This window comes from Salinisphaera sp. S4-8 (assembly GCF_040361235.1).
Lineage (GTDB): Bacteria > Pseudomonadota > Gammaproteobacteria > Nevskiales > Salinisphaeraceae > Salinisphaera.
The window spans coordinates 345,477-366,491 of sequence record NZ_APNF01000002.1; the positions used below are offsets into that span (position 1 = coordinate 345,477).

The 21,015-nt window shown below is 62.6% G+C and carries 16 protein-coding genes; 12 read left to right on the forward strand and 4 right to left on the reverse strand.

The window, feature by feature from the left end:
- Positions 1 to 176: 176 nt before the first annotated feature.
- On the reverse strand, positions 177 to 503 hold the full coding sequence (gene trxA, locus S4A8_RS04170) for a thioredoxin TrxA (protein ID WP_348766524.1): 327 nt from the start codon (positions 501 to 503) through the stop codon (positions 177 to 179).
- 329 nt (positions 504 to 832) lie between these two features.
- Here trxA and S4A8_RS04175 point away from each other — a divergent pair, with 329 nt between their 5' ends.
- Positions 833 to 2,140 carry a DEAD/DEAH box helicase gene (locus S4A8_RS04175; RefSeq protein ID WP_353219155.1) on the forward strand — a complete coding sequence of 436 codons (1,308 nt, stop codon included), beginning with the start codon at positions 833 to 835 and terminating at the stop codon, positions 2,138 to 2,140.
- Positions 2,141 to 2,386: 246 nt separating this feature from the next.
- Positions 2,387 to 3,196 (forward strand): 3'(2'),5'-bisphosphate nucleotidase CysQ, encoded by an 810-nt coding sequence (cysQ, locus tag S4A8_RS04180; protein WP_353219156.1) that lies wholly within the window; start codon positions 2,387 to 2,389, stop codon positions 3,194 to 3,196.
- A gap of 16 nt (positions 3,197 to 3,212) precedes the next feature.
- Here the strand turns inward: cysQ and S4A8_RS04185 are convergent, their stop codons facing one another.
- From S4A8_RS04185 to S4A8_RS04195, 3 genes are all read right to left on the reverse strand, one after another.
- Complete coding sequence (locus S4A8_RS04185; protein WP_353179383.1) at positions 3,213 to 3,677, reverse strand: universal stress protein; 465 nt, start codon at positions 3,675 to 3,677, stop codon at positions 3,213 to 3,215.
- Between the two features lie 121 nt (positions 3,678 to 3,798).
- The gene (locus S4A8_RS04190) at positions 3,799 to 4,434 is read right to left on the reverse strand and encodes a hypothetical protein (protein WP_353219157.1); all 636 of its coding nucleotides are present in this window, start codon (positions 4,432 to 4,434) and stop codon (positions 3,799 to 3,801) included.
- A gap of 132 nt (positions 4,435 to 4,566) precedes the next feature.
- Entirely contained in the window at positions 4,567 to 6,945 is a 2,379-nt protein-coding gene (locus tag S4A8_RS04195) for a penicillin-binding protein 1A (RefSeq protein WP_353219158.1), read from the reverse strand.
- A gap of 287 nt (positions 6,946 to 7,232) precedes the next feature.
- Between S4A8_RS04195 and pilM the strand changes: the two genes are divergently transcribed.
- From pilM to gltB, 10 genes are all read left to right on the forward strand, one after another.
- On the forward strand, positions 7,233 to 8,312 hold the full coding sequence (gene pilM / locus S4A8_RS04200) for a type IV pilus assembly protein PilM (protein ID WP_353219159.1): 1,080 nt from the start codon (positions 7,233 to 7,235) through the stop codon (positions 8,310 to 8,312).
- Positions 8,309 to 8,923 (forward strand): PilN domain-containing protein, encoded by a 615-nt coding sequence (locus S4A8_RS04205; protein WP_353179389.1) that lies wholly within the window; start codon positions 8,309 to 8,311, stop codon positions 8,921 to 8,923. The genes pilM and S4A8_RS04205 overlap by 4 nt, the downstream gene beginning before the upstream one ends.
- A complete protein-coding gene (locus S4A8_RS04210; protein WP_353179391.1) occupies positions 8,920 to 9,561 on the forward strand; it encodes a type IV pilus inner membrane component PilO in 642 nt (213 codons plus the stop codon). The genes S4A8_RS04205 and S4A8_RS04210 overlap by 4 nt, the downstream gene beginning before the upstream one ends.
- Positions 9,558 to 10,070, forward strand: coding sequence for a pilus assembly protein PilP (locus tag S4A8_RS04215; protein WP_353179393.1), 513 nt, complete (start codon positions 9,558 to 9,560; stop codon positions 10,068 to 10,070). The genes S4A8_RS04210 and S4A8_RS04215 overlap by 4 nt, the downstream gene beginning before the upstream one ends.
- A 14-nt stretch (positions 10,071 to 10,084) precedes the next feature.
- On the forward strand, positions 10,085 to 12,190 hold the full coding sequence (locus tag S4A8_RS04220) for a type IV pilus secretin PilQ (protein ID WP_353179395.1): 2,106 nt from the start codon (positions 10,085 to 10,087) through the stop codon (positions 12,188 to 12,190).
- A gap of 65 nt (positions 12,191 to 12,255) precedes the next feature.
- Positions 12,256 to 13,968: an Ig-like domain-containing protein gene (locus tag S4A8_RS04225; protein WP_353179397.1), complete on the forward strand. Its 1,713-nt coding sequence runs from the start codon at positions 12,256 to 12,258 to the stop codon at positions 13,966 to 13,968.
- A gap of 170 nt (positions 13,969 to 14,138) precedes the next feature.
- Entirely contained in the window at positions 14,139 to 14,669 is a 531-nt protein-coding gene (gene aroK / locus S4A8_RS04230) for a shikimate kinase AroK (protein ID WP_353179399.1), read from the forward strand.
- The gene (locus S4A8_RS04235; RefSeq protein ID WP_353219160.1) at positions 14,666 to 15,178 is read left to right on the forward strand and encodes an RDD family protein; all 513 of its coding nucleotides are present in this window, start codon (positions 14,666 to 14,668) and stop codon (positions 15,176 to 15,178) included. Before aroK ends, S4A8_RS04235 begins: the two co-directional genes overlap by 4 nt.
- Positions 15,175 to 16,284 (forward strand): 3-dehydroquinate synthase, encoded by a 1,110-nt coding sequence (aroB, locus tag S4A8_RS04240; protein WP_353219161.1) that lies wholly within the window; start codon positions 15,175 to 15,177, stop codon positions 16,282 to 16,284. The genes S4A8_RS04235 and aroB overlap by 4 nt, the downstream gene beginning before the upstream one ends.
- A 249-nt stretch (positions 16,285 to 16,533) precedes the next feature.
- Entirely contained in the window at positions 16,534 to 20,991 is a 4,458-nt protein-coding gene (gene gltB, locus S4A8_RS04245; protein ID WP_353219162.1) for a glutamate synthase large subunit, read from the forward strand.
- Positions 20,992 to 21,015 lie beyond the last annotated feature (24 nt).

Genomic DNA, 21,015 nt, shown 5'->3' on the forward strand with positions numbered 1-21,015 from the left:
TGCTGTTGTTCGAATCCTTGGACTGGCGTTCGTCGACTGTTTCTTCAGACACGGCTATCTATGAGTTGCAGCGAAAAAACGGTGCGCGGTGCGCGCCTATTCGCGGTGGGAAGGCGTTCGACTCCTTGCAAGTCAAACGAAGGCCGCCGACAGGACCGTCGGCGGCCGAAAGCGGATCAAATGTGTTGATCGACGAATTCGGTCAGCTGGGTCTTGGAGACCGAACCGACCTTGGTTGCCGCCACTTCGCCGTCCTTGAACAGCATCAGCGTCGGGATACCGCGAATGCCGTACTTGGGCGGCGTATTCGGGTTGTCGTCGATATTGAGTTTGGCGACCGTCAAACGGCCATCGTATTCGTCGGCGATCTCGTCGAGAACCGGGGCGATCATTTTGCAGGGGCCACACCATTCGGCCCAGTAATCCACCAGTACGGGACCGGAGGCGGACAGTACGTCCTGTTCGAAACTGTCATCGCTGACTTTGACGATATTTTCACTCATGGGCGTCCTCGAAGGAATGCAAGCGGGACAAATGAAGGTTCGCGCGCGTCGCCATAAGACGCGGCGCCGCTGAGCCGGTAGTTAAGGGCGCGAAAAGATGTTTGCAAGCTGCGCGAAAAGGTCGCGGCCCGACAACCGTGAAGACCACAAGCTGTTATAGTGCGGGCTGCAAAAAACAGTGCCGGAATGCGAGTCGACCCGACTCGGGCAGTGCAGCGAATACCCGTATTCGCAACGTTCGGGCTATTGGAGCCTATCTCGGCGCGTTTTTCAACCCCTGCGTGAACCGGCCACCGTCGGTGTGCCGCTCAGCTATTCCAAGGGCCAATATGACCGAAACCGCATCCGCCAGTGATGGCGCCCAGCAAAAACTGCTCACCGATACCCGCCTCGATGCGCTGGGCCTGCACGAAACCATTCTCTCCGGGCTGATCAAGCGGGGCTTTAGCCACGCCACGCCCATTCAGGCCGAAACCCTGCCGCTCGCGCTCAAGGGCGCGGATATCGCCGGTCAGGCACATACCGGCACGGGCAAGACCGCGGCCTTTTTGCTGGCCACGATGCACCGGCTGCTCAAGGACAATCCCGAGCCCAGCGATCACGCACCGGCCGGGGCCAGTCAGCCGCGCGCGCTGATTCTCGCCCCAACGCGCGAACTCGCCGACCAGATTTACAAGGATGCCCTGCCCCTGGCCTCGGGCACGGGGCTGAAATGCGTGGTCTGCTACGGCGGCACCGGCTACGAGGAACAACGCCAGGCGATTACCGATGGCGTGGATATCCTCATCGGCACGCCGGGTCGGTTGATCGACTACTACAAGCAGAAGGTCTACACGCTCAAGGCGATCGAGGTGGCCGTACTCGACGAGGCCGATCGCATGTTCGATCTGGGCTTCATCGACGATATTCGCTACATGTTCCGCAAGATGCCACCGGCAGAGAACCGCCAGAATCTGCTGTTTTCGGCCACGCTGAGCCATCGCGTGCTGGAACTGGCTTACGAGCACATGAACAGTCCGACGCTGATACGCACCGATACCGAAACGGTGAATATCGGCGCGATCACACAAAAGCTCTATCACGTGTCCAAGGACGACAAGCTCGCCCTGCTCGTGGGCACCCTGCGGCGGATCGACAACGGGCGCACGCTGATCTTCATCAACACCAAGCGCACCGCCGAATTCATCGAAGACGGGCTCAATGCCAACGGCTTCACTGCCGCCACGCTCTCGGGCGACGTCGCCCAGAACAAGCGCCTGCGCCTGCTCGAGGACTTCAAGACCGGCAAGCTGCCGATCATGGTCGCGACCGACGTGGCCGCGCGCGGGCTGCATATTCCCGATGTCACCCACGTGATCAACTACGATCTGCCCCAGGACGCCCAGGATTACGTACATCGTATCGGGCGCACCGCGCGCGCCGGCAACACCGGCGATGCGATTTCCTTCGCCTGCGAGGAATACGTCTATTCCCTGCCCGATATCGAAGCCTATATCGAGCACAAGATCGATGCCGAAATGCCGCACGGCGACGACTTTGCCGACGATGTAGTGATCCCCGCGCGCCGGCCGCGCAAGCGGCGCGGCGGGCCGGGCAAGGGCGGCTCGCGCGGGCGCGGTGGTCCGCGCCGCCGCTAAGCACGACCGCGCCTCGTGAGCGCGAGACACGGACTGCGACTGCAAAGCCCTGCCCGACGTGTTCGGACTCGCCGGCATCCGGGCCCACATGGGTTGCGAAAACACGGTGGCTCGCGGGCTCGCCATGGGCGTGCACCCTCTCTACACAGCCGGCGAACGGGCATAGCGGGGCCGGCGGTGACGTCATTGGGTGGCTGGCCCGCAGCAGTTATGATGCGCGCGTGTCCGCCCCGTGGGAAAACCAACATGCACATCACGCGAGAGCTGCTGGATTCGGTCTGCGACATTGCCGTCGCCGCCGGCCAGAAAACGCTGCCGATCTACAACAGCAACTTCGAAGTCGAAACCAAGGACGATGACAGCCCGCTGACCCAGGCCGACCTGGCCGCGCATCGCAGCATCAAGCAGGGTCTGGAAACACTGACACCGGATACGCCGCAGCTGTCCGAGGAAGGTGCGGATATCGACTTCGAAACCCGGCGTGCCTGGTCGACCTACTGGCTGATCGATCCGCTCGACGGCACCAAGGAATTCGTGAACAAGAACGACCAGTTCACGATCAATATCGCGCTCGTCGTCGACCATGAGCCCGTGCTGGGTGTGGTCTATGCGCCGGTACTGGGGACCCTGTGGTTCGCCGCGCGTGACATCGGCGTATTTCGAAAGCAGGGACAAAGCGCGCCAGAGGCGATTGCCACCAGCACAGTGAACGCGAACAAGCCGCGCGTGCTGGTATCCCGCTCGCATCGCTCGGCGGACATCGACGCCGTACTGGCCAATCTGCCGGATTACGAACCGGTCACAATGGGCTCATCGCTGAAATTCTGTGTAATTGCCGACGGCAGCGCGGACTTCTATCCGCGCCTGGGGCCCACCAGCGAATGGGATACGGCCGCCGGTCATGCCGTGCTCGCTGTCGCGGGGGGGCAGGTCACCGATCTCGACGGCCAGCCGCTACGCTATAACGCTACCGAAAGCATATTGAACCCGCATTTTCTGGCATTCGGCGACAGCGAGCACGACTGGCGCAGCTATCTGCCGCGCGCCCGCTCGTAGCCCGGCGCTCGGGCTATCAAGGCCCGGCGACGTCTTCTTCCTCGCCGGGGGCCTGGACCACGAGCAAACTGCAATTGAGCCGGTCGAGCAAGGAGGCGCCGACCGAGCCCTGCCACCAACGCGCCAGCACCCCGCGGCGCTGGTGGCCGACCACCACCAGATTCACCGCCAGATCCTCGGCGAGTTTCGCGATCTGGTGGGCCGGCTCGCCCGCGCGTAGATGGCCCTCGGCATCCACGCCGCGATTCTTGAGCAGCGTCACCCCCTCTTCGAGGATATTCTCGATACGCTCGCGTTCGGCCTCGTACATGCTCTCGGTATAAAAGCCTTCCGCGGCGGCCACCGCCCCGGTCAGCGGCACAACCGCCAGCAGATGCACCTCCACCTCGCCAGCGCCGAGCAACGGCAAGGTGCGCCGCAACGCGGTACGGCCGTGCTCGCTACCGTCGTAGGCCAGCAGAATCTTCTCGAAGTTTTCCATACGATCCCCTCATCCAGGCAGCAAATTCGGTGGCCGCGATCTCTATCGCGCCGACTACAATAAAGGTCCCCACGAAAGCTGATGTCAAGGCTGCACGCTCGTCGGCGGCGCGGCCATTCGACTACAGCCCGGCCAGTCGGGCGCGCAACGATTCATCCGCGAGCAGGCGCTCGAGCTGGCTCGCACTCGCACGCGCCATGGGCTGGCCATCGACAAGACTGCGCGGTGCCTCACGGATCTCGGTTGCGGCGAACAGCGTGGCCTCGAAACGGTGCTCTCCGGCCACGAACCGAAACGCCGGATAGAAGCGATAGCGATCACGGGCGAGCTTGTAACGCCGCTCTACGATTTCGAACGGAATGCCCTGGCTCTGCAGGAAAAAATCGAAGCTTTCCGAATGCTCGGCAAATACGTGCAGCTGAATATCGGAATGCGAATCGGCAAGACCGGACAGCACATCGCCGACTAGACGCGGCTTGAAGTCGGCGAACAGCGTCATCGCCTTGAGCGCGGCTTCGCGCATGGCCTGCAGCTGGGCCGGCTGTTCGGCGCCGGCGAACAGGCGTTGATGTTCGGCCAGTGCCGTTTCGATCTCGCTGTTCTTGGGCAGGATGCTGTTGCGCACATCGATACCCAGATGCTGAGCGGCTTTCTGCTTTGCGATACGAAAATCGCGGATGCCCTGCTCGGCCATGAGACGGGCGGCCAGCTGCGCCATATGCTGGCGCTGGGCTGCCTGTTTGCGCGCGCTTGCCATGACTCGAATCGTCTCCTGAATATGCCGCGCCGAGTGCGTATCGGTTTCGAGAAACCCCGACCCGATCCACGTGCCAACTGGCCACCACCGTGCATGAGACGCGGTGGCAGCTCAAATGCCTGGAACGAATGCCTAGAACAGCTGCTCCACCTCCTTGGAGGGCGCATTCTTGCCCGAACGGCGGGCCTCTTCGACCGACGGTACGTTGTCGGGCCGAAAATACTCGGTCATGCCGCCGCCATCGAGCGCACGCTGGCCGGACTCGGGGTCGATACTCACAGCCACCAGATTACCCGGTCGCGGCGGGATCGCTTCCGGCGTGCCGTCGAGGGCGACCCGCATGAAATCGATCCACATCGGCAATGCTGCATGGCCGCCCGTTTCGCTATGCCCCATCGGCGTGAGCTTGTCGAAACCGACCCAGCTAATGCCCACCAGATCGGCATTGAAACCCACGAACCAGGCATCGATCTGGTCGTTGGTGGTGCCGGTCTTGCCGGACAGATCGTTGCGCCCGAGCGTCATCGCGCGCCGGCCGGTGCCCCGTTTGACCACGTCGCGCATCATGTCGCCGACAAGCCAGGCGTTATCGGCATCGACCACGCGCTCGGCCAGCCGTGATGCATCGTGGGTACTGCCGGTGTTCTGCAAAGCCGGGCAATTGCTGGTACTCGCGCAGGCCACCTTGGGCTCGGCCTCGAATTCCACCTTGCCCCGCCCGCCTTCGATACGGGCGATGTAATACGGTTTGACGGCAAAGCCGTCGTTGGCGAATACCGCATAGGCCTGGGCCATCTGCAAGGGCGAAAACGACGCGCTACCCAGCGCCATCGACAGATTGCGCGGAATCTGGTCCTTGGGCAGACCGAATTTGGCGATATGTTCGACTGCCGCATCGATACCGATACTGCGCAGCAGACGAATCGATACCAGGTTGCGCGAATGCACCAGGCCTTCGCGCATGCGCGTGGGACCATAGATTCGGCCGCTGTAGTTCTGCGGCCGCCAGGCGTCGCTCAGATCCGGGCTGTCGTAGACCACCGGCGCATCGTTGATCAACGAGGCCGTGGTAAACCCGTGCGCAAGCGCGGCCGAATACAGAAACGGCTTGAACGACGAGCCCGGCTGGCGCTGCGCCTGGACCGCACGGTTGTATTTCGACAACGAAAAATCGAACCCACCGGCCAACGCCTCGATACCGCCGGTATGCGGATCGAGCGCGACCATCGCCCCCTGGACCTTGGGGATTTCGGCCAGCGTCCAGGCCTTGGTTTCGTCCTTGCTGCCGGTATAGGCCAGCCGTACGACGTCACCGCGCGAAACCAGTTTGCTGGCCGGATCGTTGCCGCCTAGCCAGGGCATCTGTTTGGCATCAAGCGTGACCTCGCCGTAGCGCTCGGTCATCAGCGTGGCGCTACGCCGTGCCACATCGGTCACCACCGCCGGCACCAGACCGCCGGCCACGCGCCGCTCCTCAAGCGCGCTCTTCAACGCCTTGGCGTCGTCGAGCGTGGCGCTATCGAGCGTGTCTTCCGGGCCGTGCCATTCATGACGACTGTCGTAGGCGAGCAAGGCCTTGCGCAACGCCTGGTTGGCGGCGCGCTGGCGCTCGGCATCGATCGTGGTCGTGACTTCGAAACCGGATGTATAGGCGTCGTCGCCGTAGCGCGCGACCATGTCCTGACGCACCATCTCGGCAACATAGTCGGCCTCGTAGCGATCGTCGGCCACGCGTGCGGTCGCGGTTACCGGCGCCTCGCGCGCGCTTTCATAGGTCTGGTCGTCGATATCGCCCAACGCATGCATACGCGAGAGCACATAGTTGCGGCGTTCGACCGCACGCTCCGGGTTGGCCATCGGGTTGTAGCGCGACGGCGCCTTCGGCAGGCCCGCGATCATGGCCATCTGCGCGATGGTGAGTTCGTTGAGCGGCTTGTGATAATAGACCTCGGAAGCCGCGCCCACGCCATAGGCACGATTGCCCAGATAGATCTTGTTGAGATAGATCTCGAGGATCTGCTCCTTGGTCAGCTTCGACTCCAGCCGCAGCGCCAGGATGATTTCCTTGATCTTGCGCACATAGGTGCGGTCGTTGGTCAAATACAGGTTACGCGCGAGCTGCATGGTGATCGTACTGCCGCCCTGGGTCTTGCGACCGGTGGTCGCCAACACATAGGCCGCACGCGCAATGCCCTGATAATCGACGCCCGGATGCTCGAAGAAGCGATCGTCTTCGGCGGCAACAAACGCCTGGACCAGCTTGGGCGGAATTTCGTCGTAGGTACGCGGCAAGCGGCGCTCCAGCCCGAATTCACCGATGAGCTTTTGGTCGGCGGTATATACCCGCAACGGCTCGTTGAGTTCCGGATCGCCGATATCGCCAGCGCTTGGCAACTGCGGGCCGAAGTACAGATAGACGCCGGCAACTACCAGCACCGCGAGGGTCGCGGCCGATAACAGACCGGCAAGCAGGAATACGAGAATACGGGCGGCACGCGGCATCGCTTTCATCGGGCAGGTACGGCTCGCGGGCCGCAGATCGTAAAAAACTGCGGCCATGATACCGGGGCCGATTTTTTTTTGCCGACGACGTTGCAAAATCGCCCCGCGCTGCCGATAAACATTAGACGCGCGGATTCAAACGCTTAAAAGCAGGGCATGGATTGCCAAGCGGCGCGCTACGAGTATAGTTATACCCGGCATTTCGCGCCGCGGCCCATATAGAAGGGTCAGGGGTAGCGGACACGGGGGTGTTCCGCGGGCCTTAGCTGCAACGCGAGGCCAATCAGGGGGATCGGATGGGGCGATTCGAGCAAATCTTCAAGCCGAGGACACGGCCTTTTCTGGGTGTGGACATCAGCTCCACGCGCGTCAAGGTGCTCGAACTCGATGGCAAGCCGGGCGCGTATCGCGTGCTTAGCTATGCCAGCGAAGCCCTGCCATCGGATGCGGTGGCCGACGACCAGGTGGTCAATCCCGAAGCGCTGGCCGCGACCATGACGCGTGCCCTCGAGCGCGCCGGCACGCGAACCCGCGATGCCGCCATCGCCGTATCCGGGCCCACCGTGATCAGCAAGGTCATCGACATGCCGGCCGACCTGTCCGACGAGGACATGGAACAGCAGATCGGTTTCGATGCCGAGCAATACATCCCGCATGCCATCGACGAGGTCAACCTGGACTTCCAGGTCCTCGAACGCGACCCGACCAATCCGGAGGTCAACCGGGTGCTGCTGGTGGCCTGTCGGCGCGAGAACATCGAAGCGCGCATCGGCGCGCTCGATATGGCCGGGGTCAAGGTCAAGATCGTGGATGTCGAGGAATATGCGTTACAGAACGCCTCGACCCTGCTTATCGAACAAACCCCGGCGCTGGCGGGCAACGCCAGCGTGGGGGTGTTCGATGTCGGCGCCCATCAGACGCGCTTGAGCGTTCAAGCCAACGGACGCCACGTCTATTCGCGCGAGCTGTCCTTCGGCGGTCATAGCCTGGCCACCCGGCTGATCGACCGCCACGATCTCAAAGACACCGATCAGTTGCGTGCCCGCCTGCGCACCGGCGAACTCGACGGCGCGGCAATCGCGAGCGATGTCGCGGATTTCGCCGGGCGCCTGGCCGGCCAGATCGAGCGCGCACTGCAGTTTTATCTGTCGGCCAGCTCTCATGACGAAGCGGTCGAACATGTCGTGCTTGTCGGCGGCGCAACACTCTATCCGGGGCTGGAAAGCGCGATCGCACAGCATCTGTCACGCCCGGTCACGCTCGGCAATCCGCTGGCGGGGATGCTCGCCAGCAGTCGTGCCCGGCGCAATCACGTCGATCACGAAGCGGCCGCGTTGATGGTGGCCACCGGCCTGGCGTTGAGGTCGATCCGATGAGTAACCTGATTCGAATCAACCTGCTGGACTGGCGTGCCGCCGCACGCGAACGCCGCCGCAAGCAGTTCCTCGGCGCGCTGGTGTTTGCCGCACTGGCGAGTCTGGTGCTGGTGATCGTTGTACCGATGCTCTACTACAACCATCTCACCGAGATCCAGGAGGCACGCAATCGCTACCTGGAAAGCCAGATCGCGATCGCCGACCGCCAACTCGTGGAGATCCGCGCGCTTCAAAAGACACGCGAAAGCCTGATTACGCGCATGCGCATCATCGAACAGCTACAGCAATCGCGTTCGGGCATCGTCCACTACTTCGATCAGCTGGTCGACACCATCCCCAATGGCGTTTATCTGACCTCGCTCAGCCAGAAAGGCAACAACACCAATCTCGACGGCGTGGCCGAATCGAATGCGCGCGTATCCGATTACATGGTCAACCTCGACGACTCCGCCTGGTTCGCCGATCCACGGCTGATCGTAATCAAGTCCAGCGAGAACGGTCCGCAGCGCTACGCCGACTTCACCCTGACCGTGCGCGGCGACAGCCCGCAGAAGAAGGCGGCTGACGACGACGCGGCCGAGACAAACACCTCAGTGGCGCCGCGCTCATGAAGAGTCTAGGAGAATACGTCGAGGAACTGCGTAGCCTCGATCAGAACAATATCGGCAGCTGGCCAACCTGGGCCTACGGCTTTGCGATCGTGCTGGTGTGCGCGGTGATTATCGCCATTGGCACCTGGTACTTCGTGCTACCCAAGCAGGAAACCCTGGAACGCGTATCGGCGCGCGAGCCCGAGCTGAAGCAGACCTTCGAATCCAAGCAGCGGCTTGTGGCCAATCTCGATGCCTATCGCACCCAGCTGGAAGCGATGCAACTGCAGTTCGGTGCCCTGCTCCAGCAGCTGCCGAGCAAGACCGAAGTGCCCAGCCTGCTCAACGACATCTCGCAAACGCGTATCGCCAGCGGTCTGGAAGAGGAACTGTTCAAGCCGCGTCCGGAAAATCCGCAGGATTTCTACGCCATTCTGCCGAACGACCTGATCGTGACGGGCACCTATCACGAGCTCGGACGCTTCGTGTCGGGGGTCGCTGCACTGTCGCGCATCGTGACCATCGAAAACATCAATATAGAGCCGGTCGAAGAAGGTGATGACAGCGGCGAGCTGCGTATGAGCATGACCGTGAATACGTATCGCTATCTCGAAGATGCCGGCGACACCACCCAGCCCGCCGGGAGTCAGGCCAAATGAGGGGGTACAAGCAAGCGAGCGTGATCGCCGGGCTGTGCCTGGCGTTGGCCGGCTGCGGCGGTGATGACCGCGATCTCAAGGCCTTCGTCGCCGAGGTCAAGCAACGCCCCGCCGCGCCGATCGAGCCAATCCCCGAAATCGCGCCGTATACACCTTATACCTACGAGCCGGACGGCCGCCGTACGCCGTTCACGCCCACCGAACGACCGCGCGAGGTCAATCGCAACAACGATCTGGCGCCCGACACGGACCGCCCGCGCGAGGCGCTGGAGGCCTTCCCGCTCGATGCATTGCGCATGGTCGGCACGATCACCAGCCGCGGCGTCACCTACGCGCTCATTCAGGCTCCCGATGGCGTCGTCCATCGCGTGACCACCGGCGCGCATCTGGGCCAGAACTACGGCGAGATCGACGGCATTTCCGAAAACGGCATTCTTCTGACCGAAATCGTACCGGACGGCCTCGGCGGCTATATCCAACGCCCGGCCACGATCGCCCCCTCGCGGTGAAAGAGAAGCAGACTATGAGCAGACCGATTGCACGTATTTCCTCGCTCACGCGCCGGCTCGGCCGGCCGTGGCTGGTCCTCACCCTGCTTCTGGCCGGCACCGCGCCAGTCCAGGCCGCCGCCAATACGCTGACCGCGGTCGATGCGACGCAGAGCAGCAGCAGCCAGGTTACGATCCAGCTGACCATGGCCAAAAGTGCGCCGATTCCCTCGGTATTCACGGTCAACGAGCCAGCGCGGCTGTCCATTGATCTGCCGGATACCGAACTCGACGTCGCCGAGCGCTATCAGCGCATCGAACAAGGCCCGGTCCAGGCGATTGCGTTGGCGGCCGGCGAAAACCGTACACGCGTGGTCGTCGAACTCAGCCGTATGACCGAATACACGGTCAACCGCAACGGCAATACCATTCGCATCGGTATCGGTGGCGACGCCGCGCCGCAGGTCACGCGTGCGTCGGTGCGTCCGCAGACGCCGCTGCAACCGGTCACCGAGCGCGATTACCAGACCCAGGCTGCCTCGATTCGCGGCCCGCAGGTTCGCGATATCGATTTTCGTCGCGGCGAAGATGGGGCCGGACGCATCGAAATTGCCCTCGACGGCGTCAACGGCGCGGTCGATGTGAGCGAACGCGGCGGCAAGGTGATCGCCAATATGCCGGGGGTCACCCTTCCCACGGCGCTCGAACGGCGCCTGGACGTACTCGACTTCGCCACACCGGTAAAAACCATCGATGCCATGTCGCGCGATGGCGGCACCCGTATCGTGATTACCCCGGTTTCCGGGGCCGATTTCGAACAGATCGCCTACCAGACCGGCGATCGCTTCTATATCGAACTACAGCCATTGACTGCCAGCGAGCAGGAAAAGCGTGAAGCCCAGGAACCGCAGTACACTGGCCAGCGTATTTCCCTGTCGTTCCAGAACATCGACGTGCGCGCGGTCCTGCAGATCGTCGCTGATGTGGCCGACGTCAACATGGTCGTCTCCGACAGCGTGAGCGGCAATATCGCCCTGCGCCTGGAAGACGTGCCGTGGGATCAGGCGCTGGATATCATTCTGCAGGCCAAGGGCCTTGGCATGCGGCGCGAAAACAACGTGATTACCGTCGCCCCGCTGGCCGAGATCGCCGCGCGCGAACAGGCCGAACTCGCCGCCCAGCAGGCCACCACGAATCTTGCGCCGCTGCGCTCGGAAATCATTCAGATCAACTATGCCCGTGCCGACGAACTCGCCGCGCTGCTACGCAGCACCACCGGCGAACTATCACTGCTGTCCGAGCGCGGCCAGGTGACCGTCGACGAACGCACCAACAGCCTGCTGATCAACGAAACCCGCGACAAGCTCGACGAGATCCGCAATGTCATCAACCGGCTCGATATCCCGGTGCGCCAGGTGCTGATCGAGTCGCGTATCGTTGTCGCCAACCGCGAGTTCTCGCGCAATCTGGGCGTATCCTCGTCGGCGACCGATAATGCCGCCTTCGAATCGCCCACCGACGGTAACTATCTGGTCGACAACGGCTATACCATCAACCTACCGGTCACCAATCCGGCGGGCACCATTAGCACCAGTATCGTCGGCGATACATTCAACCTCGACCTCACCCTGTCGGCGCTGGAATCGGAAAATCGTGGCGAAATCATTTCCGCGCCGCGCGTGATTACCGCCAACGCCAAGGAAGCCAAGATCGAACAGGGTGTCGAAATCCCCTATCTGGAAGCCGCTTCCAGCGGTGCCGCCACGGTGGAGTTCAAGGAAGCGGTGCTGGGGCTGACCGTCACGCCGCAGATCACCCCCGACGAACACGTGATCATGGATCTCTACGTCACCCAGGACACCCAGGGTGATACGATCGCTGTACAGGGTGGTGGCAGCGTACCGTCGATCAATACCCGCAGCCTGAGCACCCAGGTGCTGGTTGACGACGGCGAAACGGTCGTACTCGGGGGCATCTACGAACAAGAAAACCGGGATGAAACGGATCGCATTCCGATCCTGAGCGAAATACCACTGGTCGGGGGCCTTTTCCGAGGCACCCAACGTCAGCGTGACAAGCGCGAACTGCTGCTGTTCGTCACACCCAAGATCCTCCGGGATCAGCTCACACTCGATAACTAACGGGCTTGGCCAAAGCCGCGACAAACGCGACCGCGTTTTTGAGAATTTTCAGGGGAAGACAAGACATGTCGGGCAAATCAATCTCTCAACTGCTGACCATCGCGGCCCTCGCCGCGGCGCTGAGCGCCTGCGGCGGCTCCACCTCCGGCGGCGATGACGACAACGGCGGCGGCTCCTCTGGCGGCGGCAGCGGCGGTGGCACGACCAACCCCGACCCGGCCGACTCTAACCCCCAGATTGGCTCCTTGGATAACAACGGCGAATTTCAGAACGGCCGAATCGAAATAGCCGATAACACGCTTCAGGCCGGACAAAGCTCCAGCCTTTCCGTGCGACTTCGCGACGGCGACGGTAACAGCCTGACGGAAAGTGTGGAGGTCTTCTTCACATCGTCCTGTTCGTCAACCGGACAGGCCGGTATCTCGCCGGCCGTGGCGACTAGCCAGGGCGGTATCGCCAGCACGACCTACACGGCACTGGGCTGTTCGGGCACCGATACAGTGACTGCCCGTACCAGTATCGATGACACAACCCTTACCGCGACCGGTGATATCCAAACCGAGGCCGCCGAATTTGGCGCGATCGAATTCGATTCGGTAAGTCAGTCGCTGATCGGTCTTCGCGGCACGGGCGCGCTCCCCGAGCAGGCCACTGTTACCTTCAAGGTCACCAACAGCACCGGCTCTCCGCTGCCGAACCAGACCGTGAATTTCTCGCTCAATACACAGGTCGGCGGTCTTAGCCTGAGCAACGAGTCCACGACAACTAACAATGAAGGCATTGCCACCACAACGGTCACATCGGGCACGGTCGCTACCTCGGTGCGCGTCACAGCAACGACGGTCGGCTCGTCCGGCCAGCGGCAGAGCGCTCAATCGAGCGACCTCGCGGTCACGACCGGCCTGCCCGACAACAACAGCTTCTCGCTGAGCGCGACTACGCTAAATATCGAGGGCCAAGAGTTCGACGGTATAACCAGCCAGATCACCATTCGGGCGGCCGACCGCTTTAACAATCCAGTGCCAGACAACACGACGGTGACGTTTACAACCGAAGGAGGCGCTGTGGGCGCCAGTTGCACGACCCAGGGCGGGGCCTGCAGCGTGACCTTCACCTCGCAAAAAGAACGTCCCGAAGACGGTCGCGCCACGGTTCTCGCAACCGCGATCGGCGAAGAGTCGTTTGCAGACACGTCGCCGTCGAACGGCCGCTTCGACGAAGGCGAGTTCGATATCGACGACGATCTCCCAGAAGCGTTCGTTGACTCCAATGAAAACGGCGTCCGCGACAGCGACGAGCGCTATATCGATTTCAATAACAACAAGAATTATGATCTGGGTGACGGTCAGTTCACCGGCATTCGATGCGAGCCGAGCGCCAACCAGTCGGACGAGCTCGATTGCGACACGCAGTCGATTAACGTTCGGGATCAGGTGGTTATCGTCTTCAGCGACAGCACCCAAATCATTGATTTCAGCCCGTCCACGATCAATCTCGATAACGGCAACGTCATCGTGAACGTCGCCGTTGGCGGCCGAAACGGCCAGGTGCCGCCCGCCGATACCACAATCACTGCATCGACAACCCTCGGCTCAATCGTCGGCCCATCGAGTTATACTGTACGCAGCACCTCGGCGCGAGGACCGTACGTCGTGACCTTCGAGCTCGAACCGGAGGATAATCCGACCGAGCCGCAAACGGGCCGCCTAAATATTACGGTTACGACGCCGCGCAACATTATCAGTCGCGATTCCGCACCGGTATCGCAAAACCCGTAAGTTGTTCGGAAGTGCATTCGTACAGCCGTTGTGTCGACAACTCCAGGTTAGCCCGCCGCATGGCGGGCTAACTGCGTTAAACTGCTAGTGAGATGATCCCGGTCGAGTCCTGCGCCAGCAAAGCGAGCGCGCTAACCGACCTTCGTTATCCGAGAGCGAATTGAGAGTAAATGGCAGCTAACCCAAACATCTATCTCGTCGGCCCGATGGGCGCCGGCAAAACGACGATCGGTCGACGCATTGCCGAGATCAAGGGCATGACCTTCGTGGATTCGGACCACGAGGTCGAAAAGCGCACCGGCGTCGATATTTCCTTCATCTTCGATATGGAAGGCGAAGAGGGTTTCCGAAAGCGTGAACGCGATATGATTGCGGAGCTCTCGGAGCAACCCAATACCGTGATGGCAACCGGTGGCGGTGCCGTGCTGGACGAATCGACCCGCGACCTGCTGTCGGCCCGCGGCGTTGTGGTCTATCTCGAGACATCGCTGGAGCAACAGCTCGCGCGTACGCGCAAGGCGAATAACCGCCCAATCCTGGAAGGCAGTGACGACGTGGAAGCCACGCTCGCCCGTCTTATGGAAGAGCGCGACCCGCTTTATCGCTCGATTGCCGATGTCGTGGTGGCCACCGGGGATCAACAGGCACGCCGGCTCGCTCGCGAGATCGTTGAGCAGCTCGAGGCGATCGGCACGGCGTGAGCGCCCCGGCCGATCATGGGCTGGTGTATGCGGGCTTCTGGATTCGAGTGCTCGCCTCACTGGTCGACACCATACTGACCGCGATTATTCTGCTGCCCTTGATGCGGCTCATCTACGGCCCGGCTTTCTTTGCCGTGGATGCCCCTTTGATCATGGGCCCGGCGCATGTGTTGTTGGGCTATGTGCTGCCCGCCGTCGCCATTATCGCGTTCTGGATATATCGCGAGGCCACCCCCGGCAAGATGATGGTGGGTGCGCGGGTGGCAGATGCACGTACCGGCGGCCACCCGACGACCGGCCAGTTCGTCATTCGGTATCTGGGGTATTTCCTGTCCTCTTTCCCGCTGGGCCTTGGCCTGCTCTGGGTCGCTTTCGATTCGCGCAAGCAGGGCTGGCACGACAAACTGGCGCATACTGTTGTGGTGCGCCCACGCCCGGACGGCGCCGCTCGCTTCGATCATGACACCCAGGACACGCAGGCAAAGCAGCCTGAGCGGTGGCAGGCATGAGCAAGGCGGACACCCACACCGCGCGCACTGACCTGCGCGTCGAACTCGGTGAGCGTGGCTACGATATTGTGATCGCGCGCGGCCTTATCGAAGACCCGAGCGCCTATGCAGGCGCGATTCGCGGTCAACGCGTGCTCATCGTGAGCAACGACACGGTCGCCCCGCTCTATGCCCGCGCTGTCGAACACGCGCTGTCGGCCGAGCACGAAGTCGATACGCTCGTACTGCCCGACGGCGAGCAGTACAAGACGCTGGCCACCCTGGATACGATCTACGACCGACTGCTGGAGAACGGCTATGGGCGCGACGCGACCATTGTCGCCCTCGGCGGCGGCGTGGTCGGGGATATCGCCGGCTTCGCTGCGGCAAGCTACCAGCGCGGGATCGACTTCGTGCAACTGCCCACTACCCTGCTCGCCCAGGTGGACTCGTCGGTGGGCGGCAAGACCGGTGTCAATCATCGGCTCGGCAAGAACATGATCGGCGCCTTTCATCAGCCGACCCGGGTTCTGGCCGATGTGGCGGTGCTCGATAGCCTGCCGGCACGCGAATTTGCCGCGGGCATGGCCGAAGTGATCAAGTACGGCTTGATTCGCGACCGACCGTTTCTGGACTGGCTGGATACGAACATGGCCGCGATCAACGCGCGCGATGCCGATGCGCTGATCGAAGTCATCCGTCGATCCTGTGCGAACAAGGCCGAGGTGGTGGCCGCCGACGAGCGCGAAGCCGGCCAGCGCGCCCTGCTCAACCTGGGCCACACCTATGGCCACGCGCTCGAGGCCGAGCTCGGCTACGGCCAGTGGCTACACGGCGAAGCCGTAGCCGCAGGCATGTGCATGGCCGCGGATACCGCCCAGCGCCTGGGCTGGCTCGACACCGATCAGTGCGCACATATCGAACGTATTATCGCGGCGGCCAATCTGCCGATCGCCCCGCCGCGCGAACTGGATAGCGCGCGTATCCGCTCGCTCATGGCCCGCGACAAGAAAGTAGCGGCCGGCACGCTTCGGCTCGTGCTGATGCGCGATATCGGCGATGCGGTGGTCACGCGCGACTATGGCAACGCACTCGATGCGACGCTGAAACGCTATTTCGCAAAATAACGCAGCGCCGGGCGATCGCGCGCCAATCGGCCCCGCGCCGATTGATTGCTTCCCGACCGCCTTTTATACTTTTGTCCAACGTGGGCTTGTTGTCGGCGCCTTGCATGAGGCCGCGGCATCATGACGGCCCGTTGCGCCGTATAGTGTGATCATCCAGGCGGCCTGACCGCGACACACGATTTTTCCGATACGGCATTCGGCATCCGGAATTGCTCCGCGAGCGAGCCGAATCTGACCCGAGGACTAAAAATGCACCAGTTGAAAGGCGGACTCTATTCGCCAGAGTTCGAGCGAGATGCCTGCGGCTTCGGCCTGATCGCCAATATGGACAACCAGCCGAGCCATTGGCTGGTCAAGACGACGATCGGCGCGCTCGAGCGCCTGACCCACCGCGGCGCGGTGGCAGCCGACGGCAAGACCGGCGACGGCTGCGGCATTCTGATGAAAAAGCCGGATGCCTTCCTGCGCACGATCGCCCAGGAAGCCGGCATCGAACTGGCCGATCATTACGCCAGCGGCATCGTCTTCTTGAATCCCGACGCCAACCAGCGCGACGCAGCCAAGGCCGAGCTGGGCCGCCAGCTCGAGGACGAAGGGCTTGCCGTCGCCGGCTGGCGCGAAGTGCCCATCGATGCGCAGTCCGCCTGTGGCAATCAGGCGCTTGAAACCCTGCCCCATCTCGAACAGTTGTTCGTGAACGCCCCGGCGGAGATGGACCACGCGCTGTTCGAATCCAAGCTGGTGTTCGCACGCCGGCGCACGGAAAATGCGCTGCCCGACGACGATGTCTTCTATGTGCCGTCGCTGTCGGCGCATGTGCTGTCGTACAAGGGCATGGTCATGCCCAGCTATCTGCCGGTGTTCTACAAGGACCTGGCCGACGAGCGCCTGGAAACCTCGCTGTGTGTATTCCATCAGCGCTTTTCCACCAACACGCTGCCGCAGTGGCGCCTGGCCCAACCGTTTCGTTATCTGGCGCACAACGGCGAGATCAACACGGTCACGGGTAACCGCAACTGGTCGACCGCGCGGGCGAACAAGTTCGCCTCCGACAAGCTGCCCGATCTCGAATCGATCCTGCCGCTGGTCTCCACCACCGGCTCGGACTCGCAAAGCCTCGACAACATGCTCGAAGTGCTGCTCGCGGGCGGCATGGACATCTTCTATGCCATGCGCCTGCTGATGCCGCCGGCCTGGCAGAACGTCGACTACATGTCGGCCGATCTGCGTGCGTTTTACGAGTACAACTCCATGCATATGGAGCCCTGGGACGGCCCGGCGGGCATCGTGCTCACCGACGGGCGCTATGCGGCCTGCTGCCTGGATCGCAACGGCCTGCGCCCGGCGCGCTATGTGATCACCAAGGATCGCCATATCACCCTGGCCTCCGAAATCGGCGTCTGGGACTACAACCCGGCGGACGTCGTCGCCAAGGGCCGCCTCAAGCCCGGCGACATGATCGCCGTGGATACCGAAAACGGCGAACTGATCAAGCCGCAGGAAATCGACAAGCGCCTGGCCAGCCGTGCCCCCTACAAGCAGTGGCTGAAAAAGAACGCGCGCATGCTGGAATCGCGGCTGGCGGACACCCGCGACGAAGCCTGGATGGAGCGCGAGCAGGTCAAGGTCTACGAAAAGCTCTTCCATGTGTCGTTCGAAGAGCGCGACCAGGTGCTGCGTCCGCTGGCCGAAGCCGGTCAGGAAGCCACCGGCTCCATGGGCGATGACACGCCGTTTCCGGTGCTCTCGCGCGTGGATCGGGTGATCTACGACTATTTCCGCCAGAAGTTCGCCCAGGTCACCAACCCGCCGATCGACTCGCTGCGTGAGCGTATCGTCATGTCACTGGAGACCTGCTTCGGGCGCGAACGCAATGTCTTCGAGGAAAACGAAGCACGCGCCAAGCGTCTGGTCGTGGATTCGCCGGTGCTCTCGACCGGCAAATTCCGGCGCCTGCTGTCGATCGACGATGACGACTATGCGCATACGATCATCGACCTGAACTACGACGCGAACACCGCGCTGTCCGATGCGATCGCCACGATCTGCGATCAGGCGGTGGATGCGGTCAACGCCGGCAAGACCGTCATCGTGCTCTCCGATCGCGAGATCGAACAGGGCAAGCTGCCGATCCAGGCCCTGCTGGCCACCGGCGCGATTCATCATCGCCTGACCCGCGAGAATCTGCGCTGCGACGCCAATCTGGTGGTGGATACCGCCAGTGCCCGCGATGCGCACCACTTCGCCTGCCTGATCGGCTACGGGGCGAGCGCGATCCATCCGTATCTGGCCTATGAAAGCCTCAACGATCTGGTGCGCTGCGGCCAGATCGACAGCCGCGACCCGGATGAGCTCTGTGCGACCTATCGCAAGGGCATTAACAAGGGTCTGTACAAGATCATGTCCAAGATGGGCATTTCCACGGTCACAAGCTACCGCGGCGCGCAGCTGTTCGAGATCGTGGGCCTGGACCACGCGGTGACCGACACCTGCTTCAAGGGTACGGTCAGCCGTGTCGCCGGTGCTGGCTTTGCCCATCTGCAGGCCGATATCGCCCGTTTGGCCCAGAACGCCTGGAACCCGCGCGTGGCCATCAACCAGGGCGGGCTGCTCAAGTTCGTGCATGGCCAGGAATATCACTGCTACAACCCGGACGTGATCGCCACGCTGCACGACGCCGTGTCGACCGGCGACTACGCCAAGTACCGCGAGTACGCCGATATCGTGCAGGGCCGGCCCGTGTCGGTGCTGCGCGACCTGTTCAAGCTGCGCGACGATATCGAGCCGATCTCGATCGACGATGTCGAACCCATCGAAGACATCACGCCGCGTTTCGACTCGGCCGGCATGTCGCTGGGCGCGCTGTCGCCCGAGGCCCACGAATCGCTGGCCCAGGGCATGAACCGCATGGGCGGGCGCTCGAACTCGGGCGAAGGCGGCGAAGACGCGGCCCGCTACGGCACCGACAAGATGTCGAAGATCAAGCAGGTAGCATCGGGCCGCTTTGGCGTGACCCCGCACTATCTGGTCAACGCCGAAGTGCTGCAGATCAAGATCGCCCAGGGTGCGAAACCCGGCGAAGGCGGTCAGCTGCCCGGCCACAAGGTCAACGAAATGATCGCCCGCCTGCGCTATTCCAAGCCGGGCGTGGCGCTGATTTCGCCGCCGCCGCATCACGATATCTACTCGATCGAGGATCTGGCCCAGCTGATCTTCGACCTCAAGCAGGTCAATCCGCAGGCGCTGGTGTCGGTCAAGCTCGTCTCGGGCCCCGGCGTGGGCACGATCGCGGCCGGCGTGGCCAAGGCCTACGCCGATCTGATCACCATTTCCGGCTACGACGGCGGCACGGGCGCCTCCCCGCTCACCTCGGTACGCTATGCCGGCACGCCTTGGGAGCTCGGCCTCTCCGAGACCCAGCAGACGCTGCGCGCCAACGACCTGCGTGAAAAGGTGCGCGTACAGACCGATGGCGGCCTCAAGACCGGCCTCGACGTCATCAAGGCCGCGATTCTGGGCGCCGAATCCTTCGGCTTTGGCACCGGCCCGATGGTCGCACTCGGCTGCAAGTATCTGCGCGTATGCCACCTCAACAACTGTGCGACGGGTGTCGCCACCCAGAACGAGGTGCTGCGCGAACGCCATTTCATCGGCATTCCCGAGATGGTGCAGAACTTCTTTGGCTTCATCGCCCAGGACACGCGCGAACTGATGGCGAAGATTGGCGTGCGCTCGCTCGGCGAGCTGATCGGGCGCACCGATCTGCTTGAAATTCTGCCGGGCGAAACGCCGAAGCAGCAGGGTCTCGATCTGGAACCGATCCTGTCCAAGGGCGGGCTGGCCGACGATATCCCCACCCAGTGTCTGGATCCGCACAACGAGCCCTTCGACAAGGGCGAGCTGGCCGAACAGATGGTGGCCGACGCGCTGGATGCGATCGAAAACAAGACCGGCGGCACCTTCGAATACGACGTGCACAACAACAACCGCTCGCTCGGCGCGCGCTTGTCCGGCGAAATCGCACGTCGCCACGGCAATCTGGATATGGAAGACGCGCCGATAACGCTCAAGCTCACCGGCACGGCCGGCCAGAGCTTCGGCGTGTTCAACGCCGGCGGCCTGCATATGTATCTCGAAGGCGATGCCAACGACTATGTTGGCAAGGGCATGGCCGGCGGTCGGCTGGTGATCCGCCCCTCGCGGGATGCCGGCTTCGTCGCCCGCGATGCAGCCATTATCGGCAACACCTGTCTGTACGGCGCCACCGGCGGCGCGCTGTATGCCGCCGGCATGGGCGGCGAACGCTTTGGCGTGCGTAACTCGGGGGCGACCGCGGTCGTGGAAGGCATTGGCGATCACGGCTGTGAATACATGACTGGCGGCTGCGTGGTCGTGCTCGGCCATACCGGCGTGAACTTCGGCGCCGGCATGACCGGCGGTCTGGCCTATGTGCTGGATGAAAAACGTGAGTTCGTCGACCGCTACAATCACGAGCTGATCGACATCCATCGGCTGGTTTCCGAGAACATGGAAGCCCACCGCCACTATCTGCGCGAGATGATCGAAGCCCACGTGGCCGAAACCGGCAGCGCCTGGGGCGCCGAAATCCTGGAGGATTTCCGCGATTACATCGGCCAGTTCTGGCTGGTCAAGCCCAAGGCCGAGAGCGTGGAAACGATCCTGGATACGCTCAATCGCGCGGCCTGATCACGCCGCAGAAAGGGGCCGCGC